At 71.6% G+C, this 24436-nt stretch carries 19 protein-coding genes, 1 tRNA gene and 1 pseudogene; 6 read left to right on the top strand and 15 right to left on the bottom strand.

Going from position 1 to position 24436, the window contains the following annotated elements; all coding sequences use genetic code 11:
* Window position 1 precedes the first annotated feature (1 nt).
* Window positions 2-1033, top strand: a complete 1032-nt coding sequence (locus tag ACH4MY_RS20770; protein WP_398005065.1) for a glycosyltransferase — start codon at window positions 2-4, stop codon at window positions 1031-1033.
* On the opposite strand, the gene ACH4MY_RS20765 is transcribed toward ACH4MY_RS20770, so the two are convergent.
* The 7 genes and pseudogenes from ACH4MY_RS20765 to ACH4MY_RS20735 all read right to left on the bottom strand — a co-directional run bounded on the left by ACH4MY_RS20765 (window position 1030) and on the right by ACH4MY_RS20735 (window position 9661).
* A complete protein-coding gene (locus ACH4MY_RS20765) occupies window positions 1030-2115 on the bottom strand; it encodes a phosphotransferase (RefSeq protein WP_398005063.1) in 1086 nt (361 codons plus the stop codon). The genes ACH4MY_RS20770 and ACH4MY_RS20765 overlap by 4 nt on opposite strands.
* Window positions 2116-2191: 76 nt before the next feature.
* The gene (locus tag ACH4MY_RS20760) at window positions 2192-4087 is read right to left on the bottom strand and encodes an IS4 family transposase (protein WP_398005061.1); all 1896 of its coding nucleotides are present in this window, start codon (window positions 4085-4087) and stop codon (window positions 2192-2194) included.
* Window positions 4088-4272: 185 nt separating this feature from the next.
* On the bottom strand, window positions 4273-5976 hold the full coding sequence (locus ACH4MY_RS20755; RefSeq protein WP_398005059.1) for a mobilization protein: 1704 nt from the start codon (window positions 5974-5976) through the stop codon (window positions 4273-4275).
* A 4-nt stretch (window positions 5977-5980) separates the two neighbouring features.
* Window positions 5981-6562, bottom strand: coding sequence for a plasmid mobilization protein (locus ACH4MY_RS20750; RefSeq protein WP_398005057.1), 582 nt, complete (start codon window positions 6560-6562; stop codon window positions 5981-5983).
* 99 nt (window positions 6563-6661) lie between these two features.
* Window positions 6662-7594 carry a DUF2637 domain-containing protein gene (locus tag ACH4MY_RS20745; RefSeq protein ID WP_398005055.1) on the bottom strand — a complete coding sequence of 311 codons (933 nt, stop codon included), beginning with the start codon at window positions 7592-7594 and terminating at the stop codon, window positions 6662-6664.
* Between the two features lie 351 nt (window positions 7595-7945).
* Window positions 7946-9030, bottom strand: a pseudogene (locus tag ACH4MY_RS20740) (DUF3631 domain-containing protein).
* 436 nt (window positions 9031-9466) lie between these two features.
* A complete protein-coding gene (locus ACH4MY_RS20735) occupies window positions 9467-9661 on the bottom strand; it encodes a hypothetical protein (RefSeq protein ID WP_398005308.1) in 195 nt (64 codons plus the stop codon).
* 146 nt (window positions 9662-9807) lie between these two features.
* Here ACH4MY_RS20735 and ACH4MY_RS20730 point away from each other — a divergent pair, with 146 nt between their 5' ends.
* Both ACH4MY_RS20730 and xerC read left to right on the top strand, forming a co-directional pair.
* Entirely contained in the window at window positions 9808-10473 is a 666-nt protein-coding gene (locus ACH4MY_RS20730) for a helix-turn-helix domain-containing protein (protein ID WP_398005307.1), read from the top strand.
* Entirely contained in the window at window positions 10470-12083 is a 1614-nt protein-coding gene (gene xerC, locus ACH4MY_RS20725; protein ID WP_398005053.1) for a tyrosine recombinase XerC, read from the top strand. Before ACH4MY_RS20730 ends, xerC begins: the two co-directional genes overlap by 4 nt.
* 44 nt (window positions 12084-12127) lie before the next feature.
* Here the strand turns inward: xerC and ACH4MY_RS20720 are convergent.
* The 7 genes from ACH4MY_RS20720 to ACH4MY_RS20690 form a co-directional block, all read right to left on the bottom strand.
* Window positions 12128-12203, bottom strand: a tRNA-Arg gene (locus ACH4MY_RS20720).
* 144 nt (window positions 12204-12347) lie between these two features.
* Entirely contained in the window at window positions 12348-13178 is an 831-nt protein-coding gene (locus tag ACH4MY_RS20715; protein ID WP_398005051.1) for an ABC transporter permease, read from the bottom strand.
* Window positions 13175-14170 (bottom strand): ATP-binding cassette domain-containing protein, encoded by a 996-nt coding sequence (locus ACH4MY_RS20710; RefSeq protein ID WP_398005049.1) that lies wholly within the window; start codon window positions 14168-14170, stop codon window positions 13175-13177. Before ACH4MY_RS20710 ends, ACH4MY_RS20715 begins: the two co-directional genes overlap by 4 nt.
* Before the next feature lie 352 nt (window positions 14171-14522).
* Window positions 14523-16775, bottom strand: coding sequence for an MMPL family transporter (locus ACH4MY_RS20705; protein ID WP_398005047.1), 2253 nt, complete (start codon window positions 16773-16775; stop codon window positions 14523-14525).
* 266 nt (window positions 16776-17041) lie between these two features.
* On the bottom strand, window positions 17042-17650 hold the full coding sequence (locus ACH4MY_RS20700) for a hypothetical protein (protein WP_398005045.1): 609 nt from the start codon (window positions 17648-17650) through the stop codon (window positions 17042-17044).
* A gap of 136 nt (window positions 17651-17786) precedes the next feature.
* Entirely contained in the window at window positions 17787-18623 is an 837-nt protein-coding gene (locus ACH4MY_RS20695) for a DUF4097 family beta strand repeat-containing protein (RefSeq protein WP_398005043.1), read from the bottom strand.
* A gap of 79 nt (window positions 18624-18702) precedes the next feature.
* A complete protein-coding gene (locus tag ACH4MY_RS20690) occupies window positions 18703-19239 on the bottom strand; it encodes a hypothetical protein (protein ID WP_398005041.1) in 537 nt (178 codons plus the stop codon).
* A 423-nt stretch (window positions 19240-19662) separates the two neighbouring features.
* Between ACH4MY_RS20690 and ACH4MY_RS20685 the strand changes: the two genes are divergently transcribed.
* Window positions 19663-20139 carry a hypothetical protein gene (locus ACH4MY_RS20685; protein ID WP_398005039.1) on the top strand — a complete coding sequence of 159 codons (477 nt, stop codon included), beginning with the start codon at window positions 19663-19665 and terminating at the stop codon, window positions 20137-20139.
* A 248-nt stretch (window positions 20140-20387) separates the two neighbouring features.
* On the top strand, window positions 20388-22037 hold the full coding sequence (locus tag ACH4MY_RS20680; RefSeq protein ID WP_398005037.1) for a class I adenylate-forming enzyme family protein: 1650 nt from the start codon (window positions 20388-20390) through the stop codon (window positions 22035-22037).
* A gap of 57 nt (window positions 22038-22094) precedes the next feature.
* Here the strand turns inward: ACH4MY_RS20680 and ACH4MY_RS20675 are convergent, their stop codons facing one another.
* Window positions 22095-23366 carry a M6 family metalloprotease domain-containing protein gene (locus tag ACH4MY_RS20675; protein WP_398005035.1) on the bottom strand — a complete coding sequence of 424 codons (1272 nt, stop codon included), beginning with the start codon at window positions 23364-23366 and terminating at the stop codon, window positions 22095-22097.
* A gap of 371 nt (window positions 23367-23737) precedes the next feature.
* Between ACH4MY_RS20675 and ACH4MY_RS20670 the strand changes: the two genes are divergently transcribed.
* Window positions 23738-24424 (top strand): TetR/AcrR family transcriptional regulator, encoded by a 687-nt coding sequence (locus tag ACH4MY_RS20670; protein ID WP_398005033.1) that lies wholly within the window; start codon window positions 23738-23740, stop codon window positions 24422-24424.
* Window positions 24425-24436: the final 12 nt, after the last annotated feature.

Below are 24436 nucleotides of genomic sequence, written 5' to 3'. Positions count from 1 at the left end.
GATGCCCACCGCCCTGTTCGCCTGGCGCCGCACCCCGCCCCCGTTCCTCATCGGCGGCGCCGAGGTCACCCAGCAGCTCCTCGCCGAGGAACTTGCCGCCGCCGGCTGGCACGTCACCTACCTCGGCTCACACGAGGCGCCCTGGGACGGAGCCACCCAGCTCCCCGGCATGCACGCCCACCTCGACAGGCATCGCGTCGCGTACGACGAGGCGGACGGCACCCTGCGCTACCGGTGGAACGGGGTCGAGTGCGCGGCGTTCATGCAGAACAACGTGGAGCACGCGCTGGGCAGCCTCCTGGCAGACCTCAGCCCCGATGTCGTGTTCACCTCGCAGGAAGGCTCGGCGCAGCTCGCCGCGCAGGCCAGACCGACCGCGCTCGTCGCCAGCCTCCTGCACTCCGTTTCCGCCACCGGCCTGGGGGTCCTCGCCGGCCGACCCCACTACGGCCTCGCCGTGTCGGATTTCGTCCGGGCACGCGCACCCCACGCGCCTGGCACCCACCTCGCCGTGATGTACCCACCGTTTGCGCTGCCCGGGGAGGGCTCGGGCGAGGCCCGCACCGCGTCCGTCCTCATGATCAACCCCATCCCCGCCAAGGGATCCGAGCTACTGCACCAGCTCATCCGGATCATGCCGGAACAGCACTTCACCTTGGTCGAAGGCTGGTGGGACACGGCCGCCGACTTCGCCGCTTACCCGAACGTGACGTACGTGCCCCGCGTGTACGACATGGGGCCTCTGTACCGCAGCCATCGCCTGCTGCTGGTCCCGTCCACCGTGGAAGATGCCTTCCCCCGCGTGATCGTCGAGGCCGCGCTCCACGGCGTCCCGAGCATCGGGACCGACCGGGGAGGCATCCCCGAAGCCATCGGCGACGCCGGAATCGTCCTGCCGAGCACAGTCGGCCCCGAGACGTGGGCGCGCGCGATCCGGGAGGCGGACCACGAGGCGCTTGGCATGAGGGCCCGGCGCCGGGCGGTCACGTTCACACGGTCGTGCCTGCCCGAGCTCCGGGAGCTGGGGATCTAGGCAGACCCGGCGAACGCCTGCTCCACCACGTCGAGCCGCTCCGTCCACCAGTGAAGGAGCGCCTCGTCGGCGAGGAACAGCTCGTCGCAGGAGCGGTCGCCCCGGTCGTAGTGGAACTCGAGCTGCCAGAAGTCCGTCATCCGCTTCCACCACAGGCGGCGCGCGGCGTCGGCCAGGTCGGCCGGCTGCAACGGGATCACCGACCGGTAGCCGGCCACGAACGCCGTCACCCGCTCCAGGTCGAAGACACCGTCCACCCCGAACTGCACCTGCGCCGTTCGGACGACTTCCTCCGCGTACGGGCGGACGCCGAGCCGGTCCCAGTCCAGAACGGCGACCAGCTCACCGTCCGCCCAGAGGAGGTTCCGGTACTGGAAGTCACCGTGGGTCCAGCCGTGCGGCCCAGCGGGGACATCTCCCTCGGGGCGCAGGTGGGCGTGCTTGTCGAGGAGGATCTTCCGCTCTTCAAGGGCCGTACCGGCAGCCCTGTCGAAAGCGTCACCCGCACCCCGGGCCGACACGGCTGCAGCAAGCCAGTCCGCCTTCTGGACGGCTCGGCCGACCTCGGTCACATCAGCGGTGACCGACGCTGGCACGGTGGGCATCCCGGCCTCCTCGACGGCACGGCCGAGTGCCGCATGGAGTCGCGCGAGGTGGGCACCGAGCTCGGCCGTCTGCGCCTGCGACAGGCCGGTTCCGCGAACGTGTTCCCCGGCCGACCAGGAAAACAGGCAGTAGACGCCACCGCCGACCTCGGCGATCACATCGCCGTGGACGGTGGGGAGCGGGGCACATACGGGGACGCCGTACGAAGCCAGGACGGGAAGGACCGAGAGGTTGCGACGCAGTCGATCGAGCGGCACGTCCGTGACCCGCTTGAGGGCGAACCTCCCGGCCCGGGTGTCCAGCCGCCAGTTCACGTTCATGAGGCCATCGGCCAGGTGCTGTCGGTCCAGCACTTCGCCGATGTCGTATGCCCGGATCAGCTCGGCAAGATCGTCTGTGGGGAGGTGCGTCCTGTCCGCCACGTTCGCGTCGGTCACCCTGGCGACGATACGGGAGTCGGCCGTGCAAACGCACAAGGATTACTGGTCTGCCTCGGCGGGACGCGCCCGTTCCCAGAGGGAACGAATCGGGTGTTCCCCCAATGCCGCGAAGTTAGGCGGTGTCGGACGAGGTCAAGGGGTTTTCAGCCGACTGAGAGGTGTAGCGGCCTCTGCTGCTCCTGGTGACCCGCCCCTGTCGTGCCCAGTACGCCATCTGCACCCTGAAGCTCGCGATGTTCGTGATGCCGAGGGCCGGTGCGACCTCGTCGGGACGCCAGGCGTATCCGGGCCGGGACCGCAGGACGATCAGGGTGGCCTCGATTCGGGAGAGCCTCGGGTCCACCGCTGGCAATGCGGGAGCCTCCGAGGGTACGTACGCGGCATCGTCCACGAGGACGTATCCACCGTCGTGGGCTCTCCTGATCAGGCCCTCTCGCGCCCATCGTGCTGCCACGACGCGGAAGCTGTCGACGTTCTCCACGGCCAGGGCCAGCGCGAGGTCCTTCGCGCTCCAGGGACGCCCTGGGTGGCGTCTGAGGAAGGCGAAGGCACGCTCGACGTAGGAGGGCGGTCGCAGGACGACCGGCCGGGGCGGACGAGGGTAGGGGTGACGGCGGGAGACGAAGGCGGGGGTGAGGGGGCGTACGGCGTGGACGGTGATGGTGACGGATCTGATGTCCGTGCTGGCCAGTGGCCTTCCGTCCTCGGTCCTGGCGTACCGGGACAGTGGCGCCTTGACCTTCCGGGAGCTGATTCGGGGGCGTCGGGCGGGCAGGAGGTGGGCAAGCAGTGCCCGTCCGATGCCGCCGACGAGGCCACCGTCGCTTTCCAGGACCTCGCGCGCGCCGACGACTTGGTCGCGGGCCGCCTCCACGGCGACGGTGAAGCTGGCCCGGTCGGGATCGGTGCCGGGCACCGACTCGACGGCGTCGACCATGACGGTCCGCAGGACCTGGTAGAGCGTCAACAGCGCCCACATTTCCTGCTCAACACCGTGGGGGTCCCCCGACCGCAGCACCCGTCCCTCCAGCATGGTGTGGCGTAAGGCGTAGTAGGCCGTCTCGATTTCCCAGCGTTCGCGGTAGAGCTCGACCAGGGCCGGCGCGGGGTCCACGTCGTAGTCCAGCAACGTGGTGACCAGTCGGTAGCCCTCCCGCAGCGTGGTGCCGTCGGCGCAGGTCGCACGTACGTCGGCCTCGATGACGCGGACCGTCAGCGTGCGGATGCGAGTCAGATAGGACCCGTCCGGCAACCGGTCCGTAGCCGCGAGACGGCGGCTGGAGGTGAGGCGGACCAAGAACTGAGCTCCGGTCTCGGCGATCTCAGTCAGCAGCCTGCCATCGTCGAACCCGCGGTCGGCCAGGACCAGCATGTCCGGCCGCAGCCGGCGCAGCAGCTGCCTGGCGTAGTGGGACTCACCACGGGTCTTCGGCCCGAAGGCGGCTCCCAGCAGCCCGCGGCTTCCGGTCTCGATCAGCGTCATCAGCCGCAGCGTGGGGTACCCGCCCCACCCCAGCCGCAGCCGGGGCCTGCCCAGCCACCCACGGTTGCGCTCCAGGTCAGGCACCTTGAAGGAACTACAGCCGTCGAACGCTACGGTGCGCCATCGCCGGTACCGCGTCCCGGGCGTCCGCGGTTGGGCCAAGGGGCCGGCCACCACGTCGAAGAGAGCCTTCATCGGAGCGGGCCCAAGGCGCCGTCGCAGGTCACGCAGAGCCTTCTCCGAGGGGGCGGGTGCCCTATCTCCACCCAGGCCGGAGACGAGCTTGCTCCAGACCTTGGCATAGCCCAGGTGCGGGAAGAGTCCCAGCGCCAGCAGGAAGTACACACCGACCCGCGAGGGCAGCGCCCGCAGCCGACGCTGCACCGTTCCGGTCTCCGCCAGCACCGCGTCGACGAGATCGAACGGTATGCACGCAGTGAGCCCGCCCAGGTGACCGGGGGCGAAAACCCCGTCGGCGACGGAGGCGGCAGGGGCAACGACGCTGGTAACAGGCTTGCAGTGCAAGAGAACCTCGACCTCGGAACGGCCTTCTCGGACCGTTCCTGCCTACCGGCGCCCCAGCACCGTAGAGCCCAGAATCATCAATCCCGGGAACCCGGTTGACCTGCACTGATAACGCCTAACTTCGCGGCATTGGGTGTTCCCCGAGGGAACGCTTTCCCTGTTCCCTCGGGGAACACGAGGGTCGGTCAACGCCGCCGCACCTGCGGCTGCTGTACGGCGGTCGGTCTGGCCGCTGGCGGGTGGACCGGGGTGGCAGGGAGCCGTGTGGTGCTGCGGGCCATGGCTGCCTGGGCGAGGGGGCCGGGTGCGTGGCGTTGCCCGAGGCGGTGGATGCGCCAGGTCAGGGCACGCGCTGGGTTGCGGGCGTCATCGAGAGCGCGTTGGCCGAGGGCTTGGTCGAGGAGGGTGGACGGGTTGTGGCCGGCTGTCTCCGCGTCGGCGAGAACGGTGGCGAGGGCGTCCCAGGCGGGGTCCTTCAGGATGCGATCGGCGTGCTCGGGGACGGCCTGCTGGAGGTGGCGGGCGTAACGCTGCTTGGTCTGGATACCGGGGGCGCGGCGGGCGAGGTCGTTCAGGACCGGGGCGGCGACGTGTGCGTAGGCGGTCTGGAGGTGGACGAGGGCCTGCTCGGCTGCCGCCTGCTGCTGGGCGTGCTGGTGCGTGCGGTGCCAGTGCCTTGCGAACGCCACGGCGATGAGCGCTGCGTCCAGGAGCATCGCCAGCCCGGCCCCGTCTCCTGCAGCAGCGGGGGTGCGAAGGATCGTCTGGACGCTGCGGCGCAGGACGCGGGAGCTGTCGAGGTCGGCGGTGATGCGGGAGCGGGTGGCGCGCTCGAAGAGGGCGGCGGCCCGTTCGAGCTCGCTCCTCGCGGCGGCTGGTGCGGTGAGGGGCAGTAGGTCGAGGGTTCCGCCGAGGGCGACGAGCTGGCCTTGAGCGATGTGGTCGTCTCCGTGGGTGAGGTGGTCCGGGATGCGTTCGATGGCGGCGGTGGCCTGGTGCCACGGGTCGGCCGGCCGGGCGGTGGCCGGTTCGGGGCTGGTGTCGGTGAGGCGGTGGCGGATCTTGGGCAGGGAGAGGTCGCCGGCGAGGGTGGAGCCTGAGAACCACACCGGCTCGCCGTGCTTGTTGAGGTCGCCGGGCAGGGCGACGCTGTAGCCGAGGACGTCGCCGGACGGGCCGATCTTGGGGCGCACGTTCACGCCGGTCGCCTCCAGCAGGGCGAAGAACTCGGTCTCGGTGGAGGCGGCGGCCACTGCTTGGCGGACGCGTATGCGCAGGATCTCGCGGGTCGTGGTGTCCTGGCCCTGGCGCTTGGCCTTGAAGTGTTCCTTGCTGGTGGGGCGTTTGGCGGCGGTGCCGTCTCCGGGGTTGAGGCGGCGCAGGCCGAGGTCGGCTTCGATCTTTCGGGCTTCGCGCTGGACGGCGCGGATGTCGTGGTCGCGGCGGGGGCGGCGGCCGTCCTGGCGTACGAGGGTGGCGGCGATGTGGATGTGGTCGTCAGCGTGGCGGACCGCCACCCAGCGGCAGGCTTCCTCGTCGCCTTCGGGGGCGATGCCGGCGGCGGCCACGATCCGGCGGGCGATGTCCGCCCAGTCGGCGTCGGACAGGATCGGGTCCTCGGGCGCGGCCCGGACCGGGCAGTGCCACACCGTGGTCGTCGGGGCCTTGTCGCCGAGCATCTTCACGGGCTGGTCGAGCTGTGCGGCGAGCTGGTCCTCGACGTCCCTGGGGTTGCGGTGGGGGCTGCGTCCGGGGTCGGGTGCGAAGCCGTTCCAGGACGCGACCAGGTGCGGGTCGGCGTGCTCGTTGGCGCTGCCCGGTCCGTACAGGTAGCCGATGAGGCGACGGGTGGCGCGAGCACTCTTGCCAAGGATGATCTTCGGAATCACGTGCTCACCGCCCTGAGGTCACCTGAGCGACGGCCACGTCCACATCGGCGATCGACGCTTCGACCCGGTCCAGCAGCCTTTGCACGAGGTCCAGTGCGGGCCACGCGCCGTCCTTGTTGAGATGCCATGCGAGCTGGTTGAGGTTGCCGCCGATCTTGCCGAGCTGCCCGTTGGCCGCCATCAGCGCCTTGACCATGGCCCGGTAGTCGGCCACCGCGGCGGTGGGATCATCCGCACGGGCGGCGGCCAGCGAGGTCTCGGCGACATAGCCACCGACAGGCATGCGGCTGAGGGCGGCGGCTTTCGCGAGGAGGGCGAACTCGTCGTCGCTGTAGCGGGGGTGGACGCGCTTTTCGCGCAGCGTGGATTCGCGAAGGCGGCGGCGCGGCGTGGGCGGTTGTGGGGCTTCTCCCCGAGTCGGCTCCCCCGGGCCGGCCGACCCCGGTGCCCCCTCGGCGCCGGATGCCTCCGCCTCCCCTGGGGCGGAGGCCGGGTAAGGACTCCTTACCCGACAACTTGCTGCGCGGTTGAGGCTGCTGATCGTCTCCTCCTGAGTGGTGGGGAGTTCGCGGTGAGGGTCGTGCATGGATCGGTTCTCCGTGGGGTGCTGGGTGCTTGGCTGTGTGAGGCCCCCGTGTCCCCGTGCTCGGTTGCACGGGGACACGGGATGCGCCGAAGGGCGAGGTCAGACGGTGCGCGCGGGGGAGGCGGCTTCGTCGAGTGACCCGGCTTCGAAGGCGTTGACCGTGACGGGTTGGACTTGACGGGTGCGGTCGGCCTGCAGTTGGTCGCGCAGGAGTCGGGAGGGCTTCTGGCCGATCCGTAGCTCGGTACGCAGTCCCACGGCGGTGAGCTGGTCGTCGGGCCAGTCGACGGTCAGGAGTCGGGCCCGGTCGAGGAGTTCGGGCGTGATGCCGGTGTGGTCGGTAGTCGACTTGGTGGCGGGGACCTGGCCGGTCGCTCGACGGCGGGCGACTCCGGTCGACTCCGCCACGGTGGCCGACCGGGGAGGCCGGGCCGCGGGGGCCGACTTGTCTCCCTTGGCCGACCGCAGGTCGGGTGCCTCGGTGGCCTTCACGGGAGTCGACTCGGTCAGCTGCTCGGGAACCGATTCGGCCCGGTCAGGCGTCGACTGCGGGACCTGTTCGCCGGCCGACTGGGTAGAGGCCGTTTCGGGGGAGTCGGCCGACTCGGTGTTGTGGTGCAGCACCTTGGCCACGAGGTCCGACCCGAAGTAGATCGACCCGACCGGGAGCGAGGTCGCCAGCAGCACGAGGGCCCAGTTCGCGTAGTTCAAGTCGGTCAGTCGGCCCCACTGGATCGAGTCGGTGTGGAGGGCCGGTACGAGGCCGTGCACGTAGTTCAGCAGGAGGCTGGCGATCGTGTAGGTCGCCAGGACCCGCAGCGCGAACTTCCGGTCGATGCCGGTCAGCACGAGCGTGGCGATCAGCGCGAGGGCCATGAGCCCGTCGACCACGATCGGGTAGAGAAAGGCGGCGGTGGAGTCGGCGCCGATGGCGCGGGCCACGTCGGACAGGGCGTTCCATGAGACCCGGAAGGCCATGAGGACGACGGCCACCAGGCCGAGGACGAGGAGGATGCGTCCTGTGCGGGTCACGCGCCGACTCCCAGTGGGTGCGGGTGCTCGGCGAGCGTCGTCAGGATCGCCTTTCTGTTTGAGGGCCTGGCCCTCGGTGGTCGAGGTGAGCCGCGCGATGCGGGCGCGGATGCTGCGTATCGCTGCCGGGGTGCTTGGGGCAGGGAAGTGCAAGGGGGTGGTCTCCAGGTGGGTAAGGGCGTGACCGCCGGGCTCGACGGGGAGCGTGGCGGGTGACCTGTCGCGACCCGTCGCGTGCCTGGTCAGGGCGGGTACGGGTCGGTGCGGCGGCATCGGGTCGACCCGTCACGGGCAGATGACCCGTCCCGGCCCTGACCTGCACGGCGACGGGTCGGGACGGGTCGTGGCGGGTCAGGCGCCGGTCGTGGGTGCTGGCAGGAGCAGCAGCTCGGTGGCCGGTGCGGGCTCGGGGCAGTACCGGTTCCAGGCGTCGGCGAACTGCTCACGCGCGAAGCCCCTGGCCTGGAAGCCGTCGGGGAAACGGTGGCTTGACGCGCTGATCCCGTAGTCCTTCAGCAGGAGCTGCAGGCCGCGTGCGGTCAGGCCCTTGTCCTTGTACTCCGGCCAGGGCGACTCGGTGTCCTCGTTGAGGATGCCGAGCAGGCGGCCGGTACGGAGCAGGGCCGGATTCCCTTCGGCGGCGAAGGCGCGGCGGATGTCGGCCAGGAGCCGGAGGTTCAGGGGGCGCTGTTGTCCTGGTCCTGCTCGGCCTCGTGCCTGGTCATCGCCAGGCAGGCGGCACGCGCGGCCTCGGGCCAGGCGCCGCCAGCGAGGTCGGCGACGGCGACCAGCGGCTCCCAGGTGTCGGCGGCCCGGTCCTCTACCGGCATCACTGGGGTGAGGTCCATCGCGGTGGCGTGCAGCGGGGCGAGCCAGGCCACGAGCTGGTCCCGTACGGCGTGCAGGGCGGGGGTGTCCCGTACGGTGCGGAACTCGGCGACCTTCTCGCCCGGCCTGCGGCGCCGCATCCGGATCACGACCGACCGGTCCATGATTGTGTCGGGCAGGTCCCCGATCCCGGCGAGGGCGGCCATGGCGAAGGTCGGGAACTTCGACACCTCGTGGTTCGGGCCGGAGACCCGCAGGGTCGGGCGGTTGCGCTGGTGGCCGGCGTTGAGCAGGCCGCGCATCTCCTCGTTCTTCTCCGCCACCTTCGCGGACCCGAAGAGGGTGTCGGCCTCGTCGACCAGCAGCGTCGGCGGGTTCTCCGTGATCGACCGGAACACGGCGGCGGCCGAGGCGTTAACCGTGATCAGCGGGTCGTGGACGGTCTCGGTGACCACGTCCAGCAGGCGGGACTTGCCGCAGCGCTTCGCGGGGCCGACCACCGCGAGGCGCGGGGCGTGCTGCCAGGCCGTCTGCAGGTGGGTGGCCGCCACCCACAGCGTGACGGCGTCCAGCGCCTCCGGCGAGGGGAGGATCACGAACTTCGCCATCTGGCGACGCAGTTCGTCTAGAAGGGCCGATCCGACGGTCGGCTCGGGGGCCTTCTCCTCCGCGGGCTCGGCCTCCCGTACGTCCTCGATGACGTCGGCGGCAGAAAGTCGACCGGTGTACTCACCGGGCTTGCCAGGGAGGGCGGTCGGCGGCCACTCGGGCTTGTCGGGGGCGGAATAGGGCTGGGTTTCGGGGTGTTCCACGGGGCAGCTCCTCGTCTGGTGGTGGCGGGCTCGCACGCCCTTGCCGCCGGGTTGGTTCTTCCAGGGCCGTTCGGGGTTGCTCGGGCCTCCGGCGTCGCACCGCCGGGGGCCCTTCTCCTTCTCGCGGGCAGCAGGCCCGGCGAGGGACCACGAACCGTACGTCCACCCCCGGCGACAGTCCAGCGATTCTGTGTCAGCTCAGCGCAGAACCGTCTGCTACCTTTCTCCGCTCTCAAGCGGCCAGCCCCAACAGGCTGAGCAGATCGGCCGTCACCACGCGGTACGCGTTTCCCAGCCGCAGAACCCTGCGCGGGTACTCGCCCCGCTTCGCCAGCTCGTAGCCCTTGCTCCGCCCGAGACCTAACGCGCGGTTGCCCGTGTCCAGGTCAACGGCTACCGGTAGGGCCAGCAGCTCCTCCCGGCTCATGCCCTTCGGGCCGGTTTCCGTGATGTCGTCGCGCACGCGGCGCCCCCTCTCGTCACAGCCCTCGGCGAACACGGCTCTCATGTCCGGCTCCAGGCCAACAAGAACCATGATGGGGAAGCTAATGTGTCTGCATGACGCAACGCGATATGGGCGATGAAGCGGACGACTTCCCCGAGTGGGTGGACCGGGTCAAGGCCAACGTGGCCGGAGAAGTCCGGCGGAGAAGGAAGGAGATGGGGTGGAGCGCACAGGACCTGGCGGACCGCTGCGAGGAGCTGGGGCATCCCATCCCGCGGAACGTGATCGCCAACATGGAGTCCGGCCGTCGCGCCGTCCTCCCGCTGGTGGACGTCATCGTCCTGGCCGCCGCCCTGGAGACCTATCCGGCCCACCTGATCTTCCCCGTCGGCTACGTCGAGGAGACCCAGGAACTCCCCTTCCAGAGGCTCGTGCCCACCTGGGACGCCCTGCGGCGCTTCACCGGTGAGGCAGAAGTACCCGGACACGACGCCGGCCTCGTCCCCGACTTCGAACACCACGCCAGCCTCGCCCGCACCGCACTCGCCGCCCTCGAAGAGGAGGAGAACGCCCGCTTCGCGGCCAAGCAGGCCACCAGCCGCGCCCAGCGGGAGGAGGCCGAACGCAAGCAGGCCGCCTACGCGGAGCAGGCCATCTCCGCCAAGTACAGACTCCGCCACCTCCGCCGCGAACTCCGCGAAGAGGGCGCCACCCCACCCGACCTGCCACCCGCACTGAACGACGTCGACCCGCGCGAACCCGAATCCGACCCCACCCCGGAGGAACGCCTTTGAAGGGCTCCACCCACCGCCGCTGCTACTGCCGTGACCCCAAGACTGGCAAGCCGCTCGGCAAGAACTGCCCCAAGCTCTCGACCCGCAAGCATGGCTCCTACTCGATCCGCCAGGAGCTCCCGCCCCGCGAGGACGGCACCCGACGCTCCTTCAGCCGCGCCGGCTACGAGACCCTCAAGGAAGCCCAGGCCGACCTCGACCACGTGCGCGCTCTCCTGGGGCTCGCCGAGTCCGACGACCCCGAGGGGCTGGCCCAGATCGCCCACCTCCTGGAGACGGTGGCCACGGAGAAGGCGCCGCTGCCAAACATCGAGGCGACCCGGCGCCGTCTCAGCCACGGTCTGGACCTCACCAGCCGGCTCACCGTCGGCGACTGGCTGGACATGTGGCTGGCCGGTAAGAAGGGGCGCCAGAGCGCCATCAGTCGCGACGAGAGCAACATCCGCGTCCACCTCAAGCCGCGGATCGGGCACCTGCGGCTCGACCGCCTTCGTGTCTCCCACCTCTCCGAGATGTTCGAGGCCATCGCCGAGGCCAATGTCGAGATAGCCGAAGGCAACGCCGCTCGGCGCAAGGCGGTGGAAGAACTGGCCCGGATTCCGTGGAAGGGCCGCGAGCCGCGCGCCCGGCGGAAGGCGATGAAGGCGGCCATCGCCGAGATGGAGCCGTATCGCCGGATCGTCGGCCCGGCCACGCGGCAGCGAGTCCGTTCCACCCTGCGCGCGGCCCTGAACTCCGCGATCGCGCAGCAGCTGATCACCTTCAACCCGGCCGCGCACGTCGAGCTGGAGGCGGGCAAGCGCCCCAAGGCGCAGGTCTGGACCCAGGAGCGCGTCCTGCACTGGCAGCGCACGGGCGAACGGCCCTCACCGGTCATGGTCTGGACGCCGGAACACACCGGCCAGTTCCTCGACCACGCGGCGGACGACCGGCTGTACGCCCTCTTCCACCTCATCGCGTTCCGCGGGCTCCGACGCGGCGAGGCGTGCGGGCAGAAGTGGACCGACACCCACCTCGACGCCGGCCTCATCACCGTCGCCAAGCAGCTCGTCGTCGACGGCTGGGAGGTCTACGAGGACGACCCCAAGACCGACGCGGGCGCGCGCACCATCGCCCTGGACGCCGACACGGTCGAGGTCCTGCGCCGGCACCGGGCTCGGCAGGACGAGGAGCGTGAGGAGTGGGGGACCGCCTGGGTGGAGACCGGCCGCGTCTTCACGCGCGAGAACGGGGAGCTGCTCCACCCGGCCAACGTCACCCGCCGCTTCATCGAGCTGTACGAGGAGATCGGCCTCCCGCCGGTCCGCCTCCACGACCTGCGCCACGGCGCGGCGACCCTCGCCCACGCGGCCGGCGCCGACCTGAAGGACATCCAGGAGATGCTCGGCCACTCCTCGATCACCATCACGGCGGACACGTACACGAGCCTGCTCCCCGAGGCGGATCTTGCGATCGCCGAGGCCGCTGCCCGCCTCGTCCCGCGTGCGCGCGCCCCTCGCGCCGTGCCGAATGATGCTGATCGGTTGGGGGAAATTTCGGGGGCTGCCGCCCCGTCCGCTCACGCAGCGCGCACGCAAACGGCCCCGGACGGGACGTCCGAGGCCGAGTGAGACCCCTCCCTGAGGGATAGACCCCAGGTCAGAGCGGTACTGCATGGTGCCCCCGGCAGGATTCGAACCTGCGACACCCGCTTTAGGAGAGCGGTGCTCTATCCCCTGAGCTACGAAGGCGAGAGGTACCGGGGACAGCCTAGCGGACGGTGGTGGTGGTTCGCTGAGGTGTGGTTCTTGGGCGGGGGACGGGGGAGGGGCGGCTCCCGGAGTTGTTCGGGAGTCGCCCCTTCGATGGCGTTTCGCTGGTGCCCCGTCGGCCGGTCAGCGGGTGGTCTCGCGGTTGAAGGCGGAGCGGGACCACAGGTAGCCGATCGCCGCGAGGGCCGTGCACCAGGCCAGGGCGATCCAGCCGTCGTTGCCGATCTCCGTGCCGAGCAGCAGGCCGCGCAGGGTCTCGTTGATCGGGGTGAAGGGCTGGTACTCGGCGAACCAGCGCAGGGCGGTCGGCATCGACTCCGGGGTGACGACCGCGCTGCCGAGGAAGGGCAGGAAGGTCAGCGGCATCGGGGCGTTGCTCGCCGCCTCGACCGTCTTGGCGCCGATGCCCATCGCCGCGGACACCCAGCTCAGGCCGAAGGACAGGAAGAGGAGCAGGCCCGTGGCGGCCAGCCACTCGACGGGCGAGGCGTCGGGCCGGAAGCCCACCGCGAAGGAGACGCCGGTGACCAGGACCAGGATCGCCGCGACCTGGATGACGCTCGCGAGAACGTGTCCCGTCAGGATCGAGCCGCGCGAGACCGACATCGTGCGGAAGCGCTTGACGATGCCCTCCGTCATGTCGGTGCAGACCGAGATGGCCGTCGTGATCGCCCCTGACGTCACCGCCATCAGGATGATGCCCGGCACCACGTAGTTCGTGTAGTCGCCGCGGTCCGTGCCGGTCCCGATGCCGGTGCCGAGCGCGCCGCCGAAGACGTACACGAACAGCAGCAGCATCACGATGGGCATCACGACGATCGTGATCGTCAGCGACGGATAGCGCTGCAGGCGCTTGAGGTTGCGCCGCAGCATCGTCATGGAGTCGCGCAGGGCGTACGAGCGGGCCTTGGCCGGCTCGGCCGTCTTGGCCGGGGTGAGGGTCGCGGTGCTCATCGGGTCGACTCCTTCTGGGTGGTGGGGGTGTTCTGCCGGCCCGTGAGGGTGAGGAAGACGTCGTCGAGGTCCGGGGTGTGCACGGTGAGCGACTCGGCCCGCACCCCGCTGCCGTCGAGGGCGTCGAGCACGGCGCGGAGGTTGGTGACCGAGCCGTCGCTGGGGATCTGCAGGGTGAGCGACTCGTCGTCGCGGGTGGCGACGCCGAACAGTCCGGCCGCGGCGGCGAGGCTCGTCTCGTCCGCGAAGCGGACGCGGACGTGCCCGCCGGGGATCAGCCGCTTCAGCTCCTCCGCGGTGCCCTCGGCGACGAACCTGCCGTGGTCCAGGACCGCGATGCGGTCGGCGAGGTGGTCGGCCTCCTCCAGGTACTGCGTGGTGAGGAAGATCGTCACGCCCTGCTCCGTGACCAGGTCCCGGATGAGCTCCCACATGACGCGGCGGCTGCGCGGGTCCAGGCCCGTGGTCGGCTCGTCGAGGAAGATGATCCGCGGCCGGCCGACCAGCGTCATCGCCAGGTCGAGCTTGCGGCGCATACCGCCGGAGAAGGTGGCGACGTTCTTGCGGGCCGCCTCGGTCAGCTCGAACCGCTCCAGGAGCTCCGCGGTGCGGCGTCGGCCCTCGTCGCGGCTCAGGTGGTGCAGGTCCGCCATGAGGATCAGGTTCTCCTCGGCGGTCAGCAGCCCGTCGACGGCGGCGAACTGTCCGGTGACGCCGATCCGGCCGCGTACCGCGCCGGCCTCGGCCGCCACGTCGTGGCCGCCGATCCGCGCCTCGCCGCCGTCGGCCGTGATCAGCGTGGAGAGGATCTCCACCGTCGTGGTCTTGCCCGCTCCGTTGGGGCCGAGCAGGGCGAAGACCGTGCCCTCGGGGATCCGCAGGTCGATGCCGTCGAGCACCACCTTGTCGCCGTACGACTTGCGCAGGCCGGTCGCGGAGATCGCCGCGGAGCGCGTGCTGGTGGCCGCTGTGGTCGCGGTCGCGGTGTTCATGCTGGGCGGGCCTTTCTCTTCGGGTGGGGGAGGGGAGAGGGAGGGGCGGGAGAGAAGAGTGTGGGGCGGTGGGTCGTCGGCTCGGGCCGTGGTGTGGTGGCCGGTGGGGTGGCGCTGATGTGGCGCCATGTCGTGCTGTGCTTGCGCCATCATCGTGGCACAGGGTTGGCGCCATGTCGAGACTTTATGGCGCCACTCATGCTGCCAATTGTGTCGCCATGTGGCGTCGCTGCCCTGACCTGGGGTTTTGTGGTTCCGGTGCCTCGATGGCGTACCGCCCCACAAGACGGAAGGCGCCTCCGCGTCGGTTCGAGCCGGTGCGGAGGCGCCTTCCAGTGGCGCCGTGTGGCGCTCAGCCGACCAGAGTGCGCTCCCGGTGCGGGTGCTCCGCCGTCTGCGGCGCGCCGAGCTTCTCGCCCTCGACGTCCACCCGGGGCAGGAGCCGGTCCAGCCACTTCGGCAGCCACCACGCCGACCTGCCGAGCAGCGCGAAGAGCGCGGGCACGATCGCCATACGGACGACGAACGCGTCGAAGAGGACGGCGATGGCCAGGGCGAAGCCGATCATCTTGACGAAGTCGTTGTCCTCCACGATGAAGCCGGAGAAGACGCTCATCATGATGACCGCGGCCGCGGCGACCACCCGGCCCCCGTAGCGGAAGCCGTCGACGACCGCTTCCGCCGGGCGTGCCCCGTGGGCGTACGACTCGCGCATCCGGCTGACCAGGAAGACCTCGTAGTCCATCGCCAGGCCGAAGACCACGCCGATCATGAAGATCGGCATCGTGCTCATGATCGGGCCCGGTGCGTCGATGCCGAAGAGGTCCGCGAGCCAGCCCCACTGGAAGACCGCCACGACGGCGCCGAGGGCGGCGGTCACCGAGAGCAGGAAGCCGAGGGCCGCCTTGAGCGGGACCAGGACCGAGCGGAAGACCACCATCAGGAGCAGGAAGGCGAGGCCCACGACCAGGGCCAGGTACGGCAGCAGGGCGTCGTCGAGGGTCTGCGAGAAGTCGATGAACATGGCCGTCTGGCCGGACACGAGGATCCGGGACGCCGTGCTCCGCTCCAGGTCGCCGGCGGTGTCGCGGAGGGCGTGGACCAGCTGCTCGGTCTTCTTCTCGGTCGGACCCGTCTCCGGGACGACGGTGAGGATCGCCGTGTCGCCCGCATTGTTGGCGGTGGCCGGTGAGACCGAGGCCACGCCGTCCGTCCTTCCGAGGACCTTGCCGATCTCGTCGCCCGCGGCCTTGGCGTCCTTCGCCTGCACGGTGACCATCAGGGGACCGTTGAACCCGGGGCCGAAGGACTCCGAGAGCAGGTCGTACGCCCTGCGCTGAGTGGTCTCGGTCGACATCTGGCCCTCGCCCGGCAGGCCGAGTTCCAGGCTCGCGGCCGGTACGGCGATCGTGCCGAGACCGACCACGCCGACGAGCAGGACGGCCACGGGGTGACGCAGGACGCAACCGGCCCAGCGGGAGCCCAGGTTGGCCTCGTTCCGCCCGGCCTGCTTCGCCTCGTGCCTGGCGGCCCTGCGCCGCTTGCGCTCCGACAGCGGCTTGACGGCGTACCGCAGGCGTCCCCTGCGGGCCATCACCTTGACCGGCGCGAAGCCGAGGAGGGCGGGGACCAGGGTGATCGCGACGAGTACGGCGACGGCGACCGTGCCGGCCGCGGCGAGGCCCATCTTGGTGAGCATCGGGATGTCCACCACGGCGAGCCCGGCGAGGGCGACGACCACCGTGAGTCCGGCGAAGACGACGGCCGAGCCCGCGGTGCCGACCGCCCGCCCCGCCGCCTCTTCGGGCGTACGGCCGTCGGTCCGTTCGGCGCGGAACCGGGACACGATGAACAGCGCGTAGTCGATGCCGACCGCGAGGCCGATCATCATCGCGAGCGTCGACGTGGTGCCGGACAGGCCCAGCGTGGAACCGAGCGCGGTGATGCCCGAGATGCCGATCCCGACACCGATCAGCGCGGTGATCAGCGGCATTCCGGCGGCGATCATCGAGCCGAAGGTCAGCACGAGGACGAACGCGGAGACCAGGATGCCGATCTGCTCGCCGGTGCCGCCCATCGCCTGCTCGATCTTCACGGCGTCACCGCCGGCCTCGACGGTGAGCCCCGACTTCTCGGCCTGCGCGACGGCGCCGTCGAGGGCGGTGTGCGCCGCGTCGTCGACCTCCATCGCGGGGACCCTGTACGTCACCACCAGGTAGGCCGTCGTCCCGTCCTCGCTGATGCTGACGTCGGGCGACCTGTACGGGTCGGCCACGCCCACCACCTGCGGGGACGAGGTCCTCAGGGCGCCGACGAGCCGCTCGACCACGGTCCGCTGCGCGGGCGCCGTGATCTTCGACCCGCCGGGAGCCCGGACGACGACCCGGGCACGGGCGCCGTCGGCGCTCGCGTCCGGGAACTTCTCGGTCAGCAGGTCGAAGGCCTCCTGCGACTCGGTACCCGGCATCGAGAACGTGTCGGCCGGCGGAGTCGGCGCTGCCGAGGCGGCGAAGCCCATGCCGCCGAAGACCAGCAGCCAGAGCAGCACCATCACCCCCCGGCGCCGGAAGGCGAGGCGGCCCAGTCTGGAGAGGAACGTAGCCACGGTGGGGCTCCTGTCGGGTCTGTGGTGGTGAGGGTGGTGGTGGAGGAGGGAGGGGAGGAGGGAGAGGGCGAGGGGGAGGGGGTTCCCGTGCCTGGGCAGCACGGGATGGCGCCTCGGCGGTGTTCGGCTTGTGTGGGCGCGGTGATGCGTTGTAGCCGGGGTGCGGGGTGCGGGGTGCGGGGGTGCCCGGGTGTCGGGGTGGTGATGCCTCGTCGCCGGGGTGCTGCCCGGGCGCCGCTATGGCACCACAGCCCCCGGGGCCCGGTTCAGGACGCGGTGGTGAGCAGGTCGCGGCGGGTCGGGGACGCCTGCAGGGCGACGGTGACCGGGGCGGGCTGCTTGCGGGTGGTGGCGAAGACGTACAGGCGCAGCGTCAGGAAGCGGCCGATACCGGCGAGGGCCGAGGCCGAGAGGTAGACGGTCTGCTCGACGGCGAGACCGGGCGCGCTGTCGAACGCGTGCAGGGCGAGCACCGCCAGCGTGGTGACGGCGAAGGCGGCCGTGGCCGTCCCGGCGGACTGCAGGTGGTGGCGGAGTCCGCAGCGGAGCAGGCCGCCGCGCCCGGCGGGTCGCTGCTCCGACGCGAAGGTGAACCGGGCGTGCAACTCGGTGGCGAGGACCGTCGAGACCACGGCGATCAACGCGTTGGCCAGGGCGAACGGCAGCAAGGCGGACAGCAGGGCCACGGCCGCGCTGGAGGCGAGACCGACTCCGCCGCCGAGGATCACGAACCGGACGAAGGAACTGACGGCGCCGGGGGTGGTGGGCGTGGTGGGCGGGGTGGGCGTGGCGGAGGCGCCGGGTGCGGCGGGGGTGCCGGGGGAGCCTGGGACGGTGTGGGTGGCGCTGGTGCTGGTCTGTGGTGCGCGGTCCATCGGGCTCTCCCTCCCCTCGTTGCGATGCGACGCGTTGTGATGCGGTGTGGTGCGGTGTGGTGCGGTGCGTACGCCGTGGGGCGATGCGTACGGTGCGTACGCCGTAGGGCGATGCGTACGCCGTCGTGCTCCGGGGCTACGCGCGGCGGATGACGATGTCGCCGACGCTCGTGCGGCCCCGGACCTCGACCGTCTCCTCGGACTGCCCCGGGCCGTCCGCCGTACCCAGCTCGTTGCGTACGCGGCCGGCCGTGGACCGGACGTCGAGCCAGGCCGCCGTGCCCTCGGCGATGCCGATCTCCAGGCCGCCGGCGGCGGAGTCCAGGGTGATCCGGCCGCGGACGACCTCGTCGAGGCGGATGGTGCCGCTCGCGGTCTTGGCGGTGACCGAGGACTTGGCGCGTACGACGCTGATGGGCCCGTTGGACGAGTTCACCCGCAGCTCCCCGCCGACCTCGCCGATCACGGTCTCGCCGTTGAGGTTCTTGACGGTCGCGGATCCGTCGATCCGGCCGACGCGCACCCGGCCCGAGCCCTGGATCTCGGTCTCGCCCGTCGTGCGGTCCACGAGGATGTCGCCGTGCGAGGTCTTCAGCCGTACGGCCGCGGCCTCGTCCAGCTGGATGTCCCCGGCGGCGGTCGTGAGGCGGCAGTCGCCGAACCGCCCCTCGCCGATCAGCTCGCCGAGACCGGTGCTGCCGGTCAGCTCCGAGCCCGTGGGCAGCTCGACGGTCACGTCCACCGAGCCGATCTTGCCGAAGAGCGAGCGCTTCTTGGGGCCCTTGACCAGCAGCTTGCCGCCGGCGCAGGTGACCTTGGTGTCCGCGGCGGCCTGGACGTCCAGCTTGTCGCCGGGGTCGCTCGGCGTCACCTCGACCACGGTGTCGGTGCGCTCACCCGCGACGATCCTGGCCCGCCCCATCTCGATCTCGACGGTGGCGGAGAGGGGCTCGGGGGTTTCGAAAGTAGGCATGGCTGTGCCGTCCTCTGGCTCGTGGAGTGTGTGCTCGGGTGAAGTGCCGTGTTGTGACGGTGAGGTGGCCCCGGTGCGGCTAGCGGACCCAGCCCGTGAAGCCCTGCCCGACGGAGGGGCTCGGGCCCGTCGGGCCCTTCCGGGGGCGGCTCGCCGCGCCGGGCTCCAGGGCGGCGGCCACGGCCCGGACCAGCCAGGCGTTGACCGAGAGACCCTCGCGGCTCGCGGCCTCCTCGACCCGGACCTTGAGCTGGGCCGGCGGGCGGAAGTTGATGCGCGAGGTGGCGCCACCCTCCTCGCCCTCGACCAGGGGCGCGGGCGGGGGCGGCGGGGCCTGGACCGCGGTGTCGGCCTCGGCGAAGAGCTCGGCGGTGGGCGGTGGCGTCACCACGAACTCCGGGTTCAGGCCGCGGAGCCGCAGGTCGACCGAGCCGGGAGCCAGATCGCGGGTGACCTCGTCCATCGCGTCCGACAGGGCGTTGAGCAGGGTCAGACGGGCGGCCGACTCGAGCTGACCGGTCAGCCGCTCGGCCAGGGCACGGGCTTCGTCCCCGCCCGCCTGGGCGGCCACACCGAGCTCGTGGCGGAGGTTGTCTACGTACGGGGTGAGGTCCATGACGCAATAGTGGCACCAGCGTGGCGCCATTGCAAGTCAAATGGCGCCACTGTGCGCCATCGTGCGCCATGTGGCGCCATCCCGTGTCGCGTGCCCGCCGGATGGCCTAGGTTCCGGGTGAGGGTCCCAACGGGCCTTCGAGCGGGGTGGGTTGGGGGGCTTCCGACCGTTTCCTCGGGTGTCGACGACACCGACACCGGCACCGACTGCGATCGCGAGGGAAGGACATCCATGGTCGAGGAGATGGCGGCATCTGTCCCGGTGGCACCCCTGTGGGCCGACGGAAGACCGCGGTCGGGGGGCCGCGCGGAGATACCGACCCACCGGCCGGCCCCGACCCGCCGGTCCGTCCCGAGCCGCCTGCCCGCGCCCGGGCAGCGCGACCGCGCCGGCCGTGAGGCCTGACGGGCCGTGGCCGTGGTCATGGCATCCAACCCCTGGCAGGGGCACGACGTCGGCGGGCTCTTCGTCGGCCTGTTCGCCGGCGCGGCGATCCTGATGGCGCTCACCGTGTACCTCTGCTCACGGCTCTCGCCGGGGACCCTCCGCCGGTACACCCCGGCCCGGTTCTGCCGGGACGTGTCCCTGGCCGCGGTCGCCGCCGGAACCGCCCTCTATCTGTGGGGGCTCCTCCACGTCCTCCTCACCGAGGAGCAGGAGCAGGCCGAGGCGTGCGAGGCGCGGCGCCCCGGAGACGTACCCGTACTCGTCGGCCGCCGAGGGGACTTCGTCCCGCTGCGGCTCGTCTGCGAGGCGTCGAACGGCCGCGACTACGACGTCGTCATCCCCGGCTACATCAACCCGTCCCTCGCCGTTCTGCTGACGCTCGCGCTCGCCGGCGCCGTGGCCTCCGGCCTCCTGCACCGCAGGCAGCGCATCTTCACGGGGAGGAACGGCTGAGCCGACCCCGAGCGCGGATGCCGCTGCGGCCCCCGAGCGCGGATGCGGTTGCCGACCCCGAGCACGGATGGCGTCGCGGACCCCGAGCACAGATGCCCTCCCGGCCCCCGGCACCCGGCACCCGGCCCCCGGCTCCCGGTCCCTGATTCCGACCGGCGCCCCGCTGCCCCCGGCCACCCGGGGTTGACCCGATGAGGGGCGAGGCATAGCGTCGCGGCGCAGGTGAGCAGGCGCTTGAGGAGGTCCTCGTGGTGGAAGCGCGGCTGACCGCGCCCGGTGCTCCCTTCGCGGTGAGCGAGGGGGTGTACGCCTCCGGGCCGCGGACCCTGCGGGAGTTCGTGGAGGTCGTCTGGGGATACGGGGACCAGGTGTTCCTCGTCTCCGAGGACGCGCGGACGACGTACCGGGAGTTCTTCGACGAGGCGTGCGGGCTCGCCCGGCGGCTCGTCGGGGAGTACGGGCTGCGGCCGGGGGACCGGGCCGTGGTGGCCATGCGGAACCGCCCCGAGTGGCAGACCGCCTTCTGGGCCGCGCAGCTGGCCGGCCTCGTCGCCGTGCCCCTCAACGCCTGGTGGACCGAGGACGAGTTCACGTACGCGCTCGACGACTGCACGCCGGGCGTGCTGCTCGTGGACGGGGACCGGGCCGGTCGGGTGCGGGCGTGGGCCGCCCGGAACGGGGTGCCCGGAATCGTCTTCCCCGACGGGCCCGAGGACGTCCGCGAGCAGGCCGTCCGGGGTGAGCCGGCGGACGGCTTCGTGACGTACGCCGCCGACACCGATCCCTTCCTCGGGCCGCCCGTCGTCGACGTCCTGCCCGAGCACGACGCCACGATCATCTACACCTCCGGCACCACCGGGCGGCCCAAGGGCGCCGTCGCCACCCAGCTCGCGCAGGCCGGGGCCGCCATGAACCCCCGGTTCTTCGCCGCCGCCGCGGCCCTCGCGCGCGGTGACGTGCCCGGGACGGGGCCCGCGCCCGTGTCGCTGACCACGTTCCCCTTCTTCCACGTGGCCGCGTTCACCTCCTTCTACGGGGTGATGGCGGCCGGCGGAACCCTGGTCATGATGCGGAAGTGGGACGCGGGCCGGGCACTCGGACTGATCCGGGAGCACCGGGTCACGCACTACGCGGGCGTGCCCACCACCGCCCTCCAGCTGCTCGATCTCGCCCGCTCCACCGGCGACGGGCTGGACAGCCTCACGCTCCTCAGCACCGGTGGCGCGGCCGCCCCGCCCGGGATCGTCGACGGGATCACCGCCGGGTACGGGGAGCGGCTGGAGCCCCGCAACGGCTACGGGCTGACCGAGACCAGCGGCGGAGTCCTCTCGAACGTCGGCGCCGAGTACCGCGCCCACCCCGGGAGCGTCGGCCGGCCCTCGCCCACCACCGAGGTGCGGATCGACCGGCCGGACGCCGAGGGCGTCGGCGAGCTGTGGCTGCGCGGGCAGGCGCTGGTCCGGGGCTACTGGGGGAACGAGGAGGCGACCCGTGCCGCGTTCGGCGAGGACGGGTGGTTCAGGACCGGGGACCTCGCGCGGGTGGACGCGGAGGGGCGGGTCAGCATCGTCGACCGGCTCACCGACATGGTGATCAGGGGCGGCGAGAACGTGTACTGCGTCGAGGTCGAGGGCGTGCTGCACCAGCACCCGGACGTGGTCGACGCGGCTGTGCTCGGCGTGCCGCACCCGCTCCTGGGCGAGGAGGTCGCGGCCGTCGTCCGGCTGCGGCCCGGCGCCGCCGCCGGGACCGAGGAGCTGCGCGCGCACGTGGGCGCGCGTCTCGCCGCCTTCAAGGTGCCCTCGCAGGTCCTCGTACGGGAGGGGGAGCTGCCCCGGAACCCGACCGGGAAGATCCTCAAGCGGGAGTTGCGGGGCGAGCTGTTCAGCGGCGGTTGACGGTCCGGCGCCGGGCGGTGCGTCAGCGGCGGTTGACGGTCCGGCGCCGGAATTGCGTCAGCGGCGGGTGATCCGGACCCGGTACGTGCCGTTCTCGTCCTCGTCGAGCACGCTGATCCGGATGCCGTTGGCGCGGTCCGTGAACGTTTCGCCGGGGCGGTACGGGGCGTCCGACAGTTCCGCGTGGACGTTGGCGCGCCGTGTGCAGCCGCCGCTCGCGTGCTCGCTGTCGGACACGGTCACCGGGCCGTGGCCGGTGTCCACGTCGGAATCCACCCGGTAGACCAGGACGCCCTGCTCGCAGACCGCCTCGTCGTTGCCGTCCTTGCTGCGGACCTCGACCGCGTACCCGGAGGTGTCGGAGAGCGGGACGAACGCGAGCTTGGGGCCGCCCGTGACCGCGAGCGGGGTGAGGGTGTAGTCGCCGGTGCCGGGGCTGGACGCGCAGCCGATCTGGTCGTTGTCGAGCCAGCCCAGCTTCCACTTGTGCCAGCCGAGCAGGTCGTTGTTGGCGCCCCAGTCCTCGGACATGATGTCCCAGTGCCCGACGGTGCCGCCGCCGTCCGAGGTGTACAGGTCGGGAAGGCCGAAGACGTGCCCGTTCTCGTGGGGCAGGACCCGGTAGCCGGTCTCGGCGAAGCTGCCGGAGCCGTCGTCCTGGCGGCTGTAGACGAAGGACGTGTTGGCGAGCGGCACGCCGTCCGCGTACGGGGCCTCGTCGTTGCCGGAGAAGGTCACGGACAGGACGGTGTCGAGGGCGGAGGGCCCGGCGTTCGGCGTGACCAGGATGTTGACCAGGTCGTACGCGCTGAAGTCCACCTGGCTGTCGGCCGCCTTGACGATGTCCTGGACGAGGGAGCGGTAGCCCGGTTCGTACGGTGAGCCGCGCTCGATCCCGTACTCCGAGAACGCCTTGGGCATCCGCAGCCAGTCGGGTATCGGCGCCTCGGCCAGGTAGCGCAGTCGCCCGTACGAGCTGATGTGGAACCAGTCGGCGGTCTGCGGGAAGAACTCGCGGAAGCGGCTCATCGCCGTGCCGTCACCGGCGGCGTCGGGGAAGTCGATCATCAGGTTGAGGGCCCTGACCTGGCCCGTGGAGCGTACGTATCCGGGGGCGGTGGGCAGCCCCTCCGACATCTGCACGCCCATCGTGGTGGCGATGCGGCACGGCCCCAGCTGGGCGCCGCCGGGCGCGGCGGCCACGGGGCCCGCCGAGGCCGGGGCGGGCCCGGGGAGGGTGGTGCTCGCGGAGGCGAGCAGCGCGAGGGAGAGCGCCGTGGTCGCGGCCAGGGCGACGGGTCTGCGTATCCGTCGGCGGGGGTGCTGCATACGGGCGCCTCTCCGGTGGGGGCAGGTCGGCGGCACGGCCCCTTCCGGTGGTCGCGGGGCCGCGCTGTGCGATCAGCCTGTGACGGGTGGTTCCGGTGCGCGCGCCGGGTGGCCCGATCGTGGGTATGCGACCGGGGGCGGGGGCTGTGGTCCAGGTCACAGGAGGTCGGGAAATAACCGGGGACGCGCTCCCCGTTTAGCACTGTGTCGAGCGAAGTGGGGAGTACTTCCCCGGATGCCTCCGAGAGGTGTCGCACCGAGCTCGCACCGGGCCCCCGGGCCCGCACCGAGTCTCCGAGTCCCCGCGCGATCCGCGGGAACTCGAAACCCTGTCCGTGTTCCGTGTTCCCGACCTGTGAGGAGGCCGTGGCGTGACCAGCGACGTCGCCGATACCGCGCCCGCCCGCCGCGTACCCCGCCCGCGCGCCGACGCCCTGCGCAACCGCGAGCGGCTCGTGGCGGCGGCCCGTGAGATGTTCGTCGAGTTCGGCCCCCAGGTGCCGTACGACGAGATCGCACGCCGGGCCAGCGTCGGGAACGCCACCCTCTACCGGAACTTCCCCGAGCGCACCGACCTCGTCCGCGAGGTCGTGCTCTCGATCATGGCCCGCGTCACCGAACTCGCCGAACGGGCCGTGGAGGAGGAGGACGACAGCTTCGCCGCCCTCCGGCGCTTCACCCACGCCGCCGCCGGCGAACGCATCGGCGCCCTGTGCCCGATGCTCGACGGCGCCTTCGACCAGGACCACCCCGACCTGACGGTCGAGCGCGAGCGCGTGGAGGAAGCCGTCCAGTCGCTCGTCGACCGTGCCCAGCGGGCCGGCCGGCTCCGTGCCGACGTCGGCGTCGGCGACCTGATGGTGGCGGTCTCGCAACTGACCCGCCCGCTGCCGGGAACGGCCTGCGGCACCAACTTCGACCAGTTCGTCCATCGCCATCTGCAGCTGTTCCTCGACGGCCTGGAGGCGCCCGCGCGCTCCGAGCTGCCCGGGACGGCCGCGACCCTGGAGGACCTGAGGCGCGACTCCTGCCCGTCGCGCACGTCACGCACGTCGTGACGCGCTCCCAGG

Source organism: Streptomyces sp. NPDC017246, from assembly GCF_044331325.1.
GTDB lineage: Bacteria > Actinomycetota > Actinomycetes > Streptomycetales > Streptomycetaceae > Streptomyces.
Note: the sequence above shows the minus strand (reverse complement) of the source record. Positions and strands in the feature narration are given on the sequence as shown.

What these genes read in the sequence shown, in the direction of transcription:
- ACH4MY_RS20695 (WP_398005043.1), bottom strand. Translation starts at nt 18,623, where the DNA reads ATGCCTACTTTCGAAACCCCCGAGCCCCTCTCCGCCACCGTCGAGATC.
- ACH4MY_RS20675 (WP_398005035.1), bottom strand. Translation starts at nt 23,366, where the DNA reads ATGCAGCACCCCCGCCGACGGATACGCAGACCCGTCGCCCTGGCCGCG.
- ACH4MY_RS20715 (WP_398005051.1), bottom strand. Translation starts at nt 13,178, where the DNA reads ATGAGCACCGCGACCCTCACCCCGGCCAAGACGGCCGAGCCGGCCAAG.
- ACH4MY_RS20685 (WP_398005039.1), top strand. Translation starts at nt 19,663, where the DNA reads ATGGCATCCAACCCCTGGCAGGGGCACGACGTCGGCGGGCTCTTCGTC.
- ACH4MY_RS20710 (WP_398005049.1), bottom strand. Translation starts at nt 14,170, where the DNA reads ATGAACACCGCGACCGCGACCACAGCGGCCACCAGCACGCGCTCCGCG.
- ACH4MY_RS20750 (WP_398005057.1), bottom strand. Translation starts at nt 6,562, where the DNA reads ATGCACGACCCTCACCGCGAACTCCCCACCACTCAGGAGGAGACGATC.
- ACH4MY_RS20690 (WP_398005041.1), bottom strand. Translation starts at nt 19,239, where the DNA reads ATGGACCTCACCCCGTACGTAGACAACCTCCGCCACGAGCTCGGTGTG.
- ACH4MY_RS20735 (WP_398005308.1), bottom strand. Translation starts at nt 9,661, where the DNA reads ATGAGCCGGGAGGAGCTGCTGGCCCTACCGGTAGCCGTTGACCTGGAC.
- ACH4MY_RS20700 (WP_398005045.1), bottom strand. Translation starts at nt 17,650, where the DNA reads ATGGACCGCGCACCACAGACCAGCACCAGCGCCACCCACACCGTCCCA.
- ACH4MY_RS20730 (WP_398005307.1), top strand. Translation starts at nt 9,808, where the DNA reads ATGGGCGATGAAGCGGACGACTTCCCCGAGTGGGTGGACCGGGTCAAG.
- ACH4MY_RS20770 (WP_398005065.1), top strand. Translation starts at nt 2, where the DNA reads ATGCCCACCGCCCTGTTCGCCTGGCGCCGCACCCCGCCCCCGTTCCTC.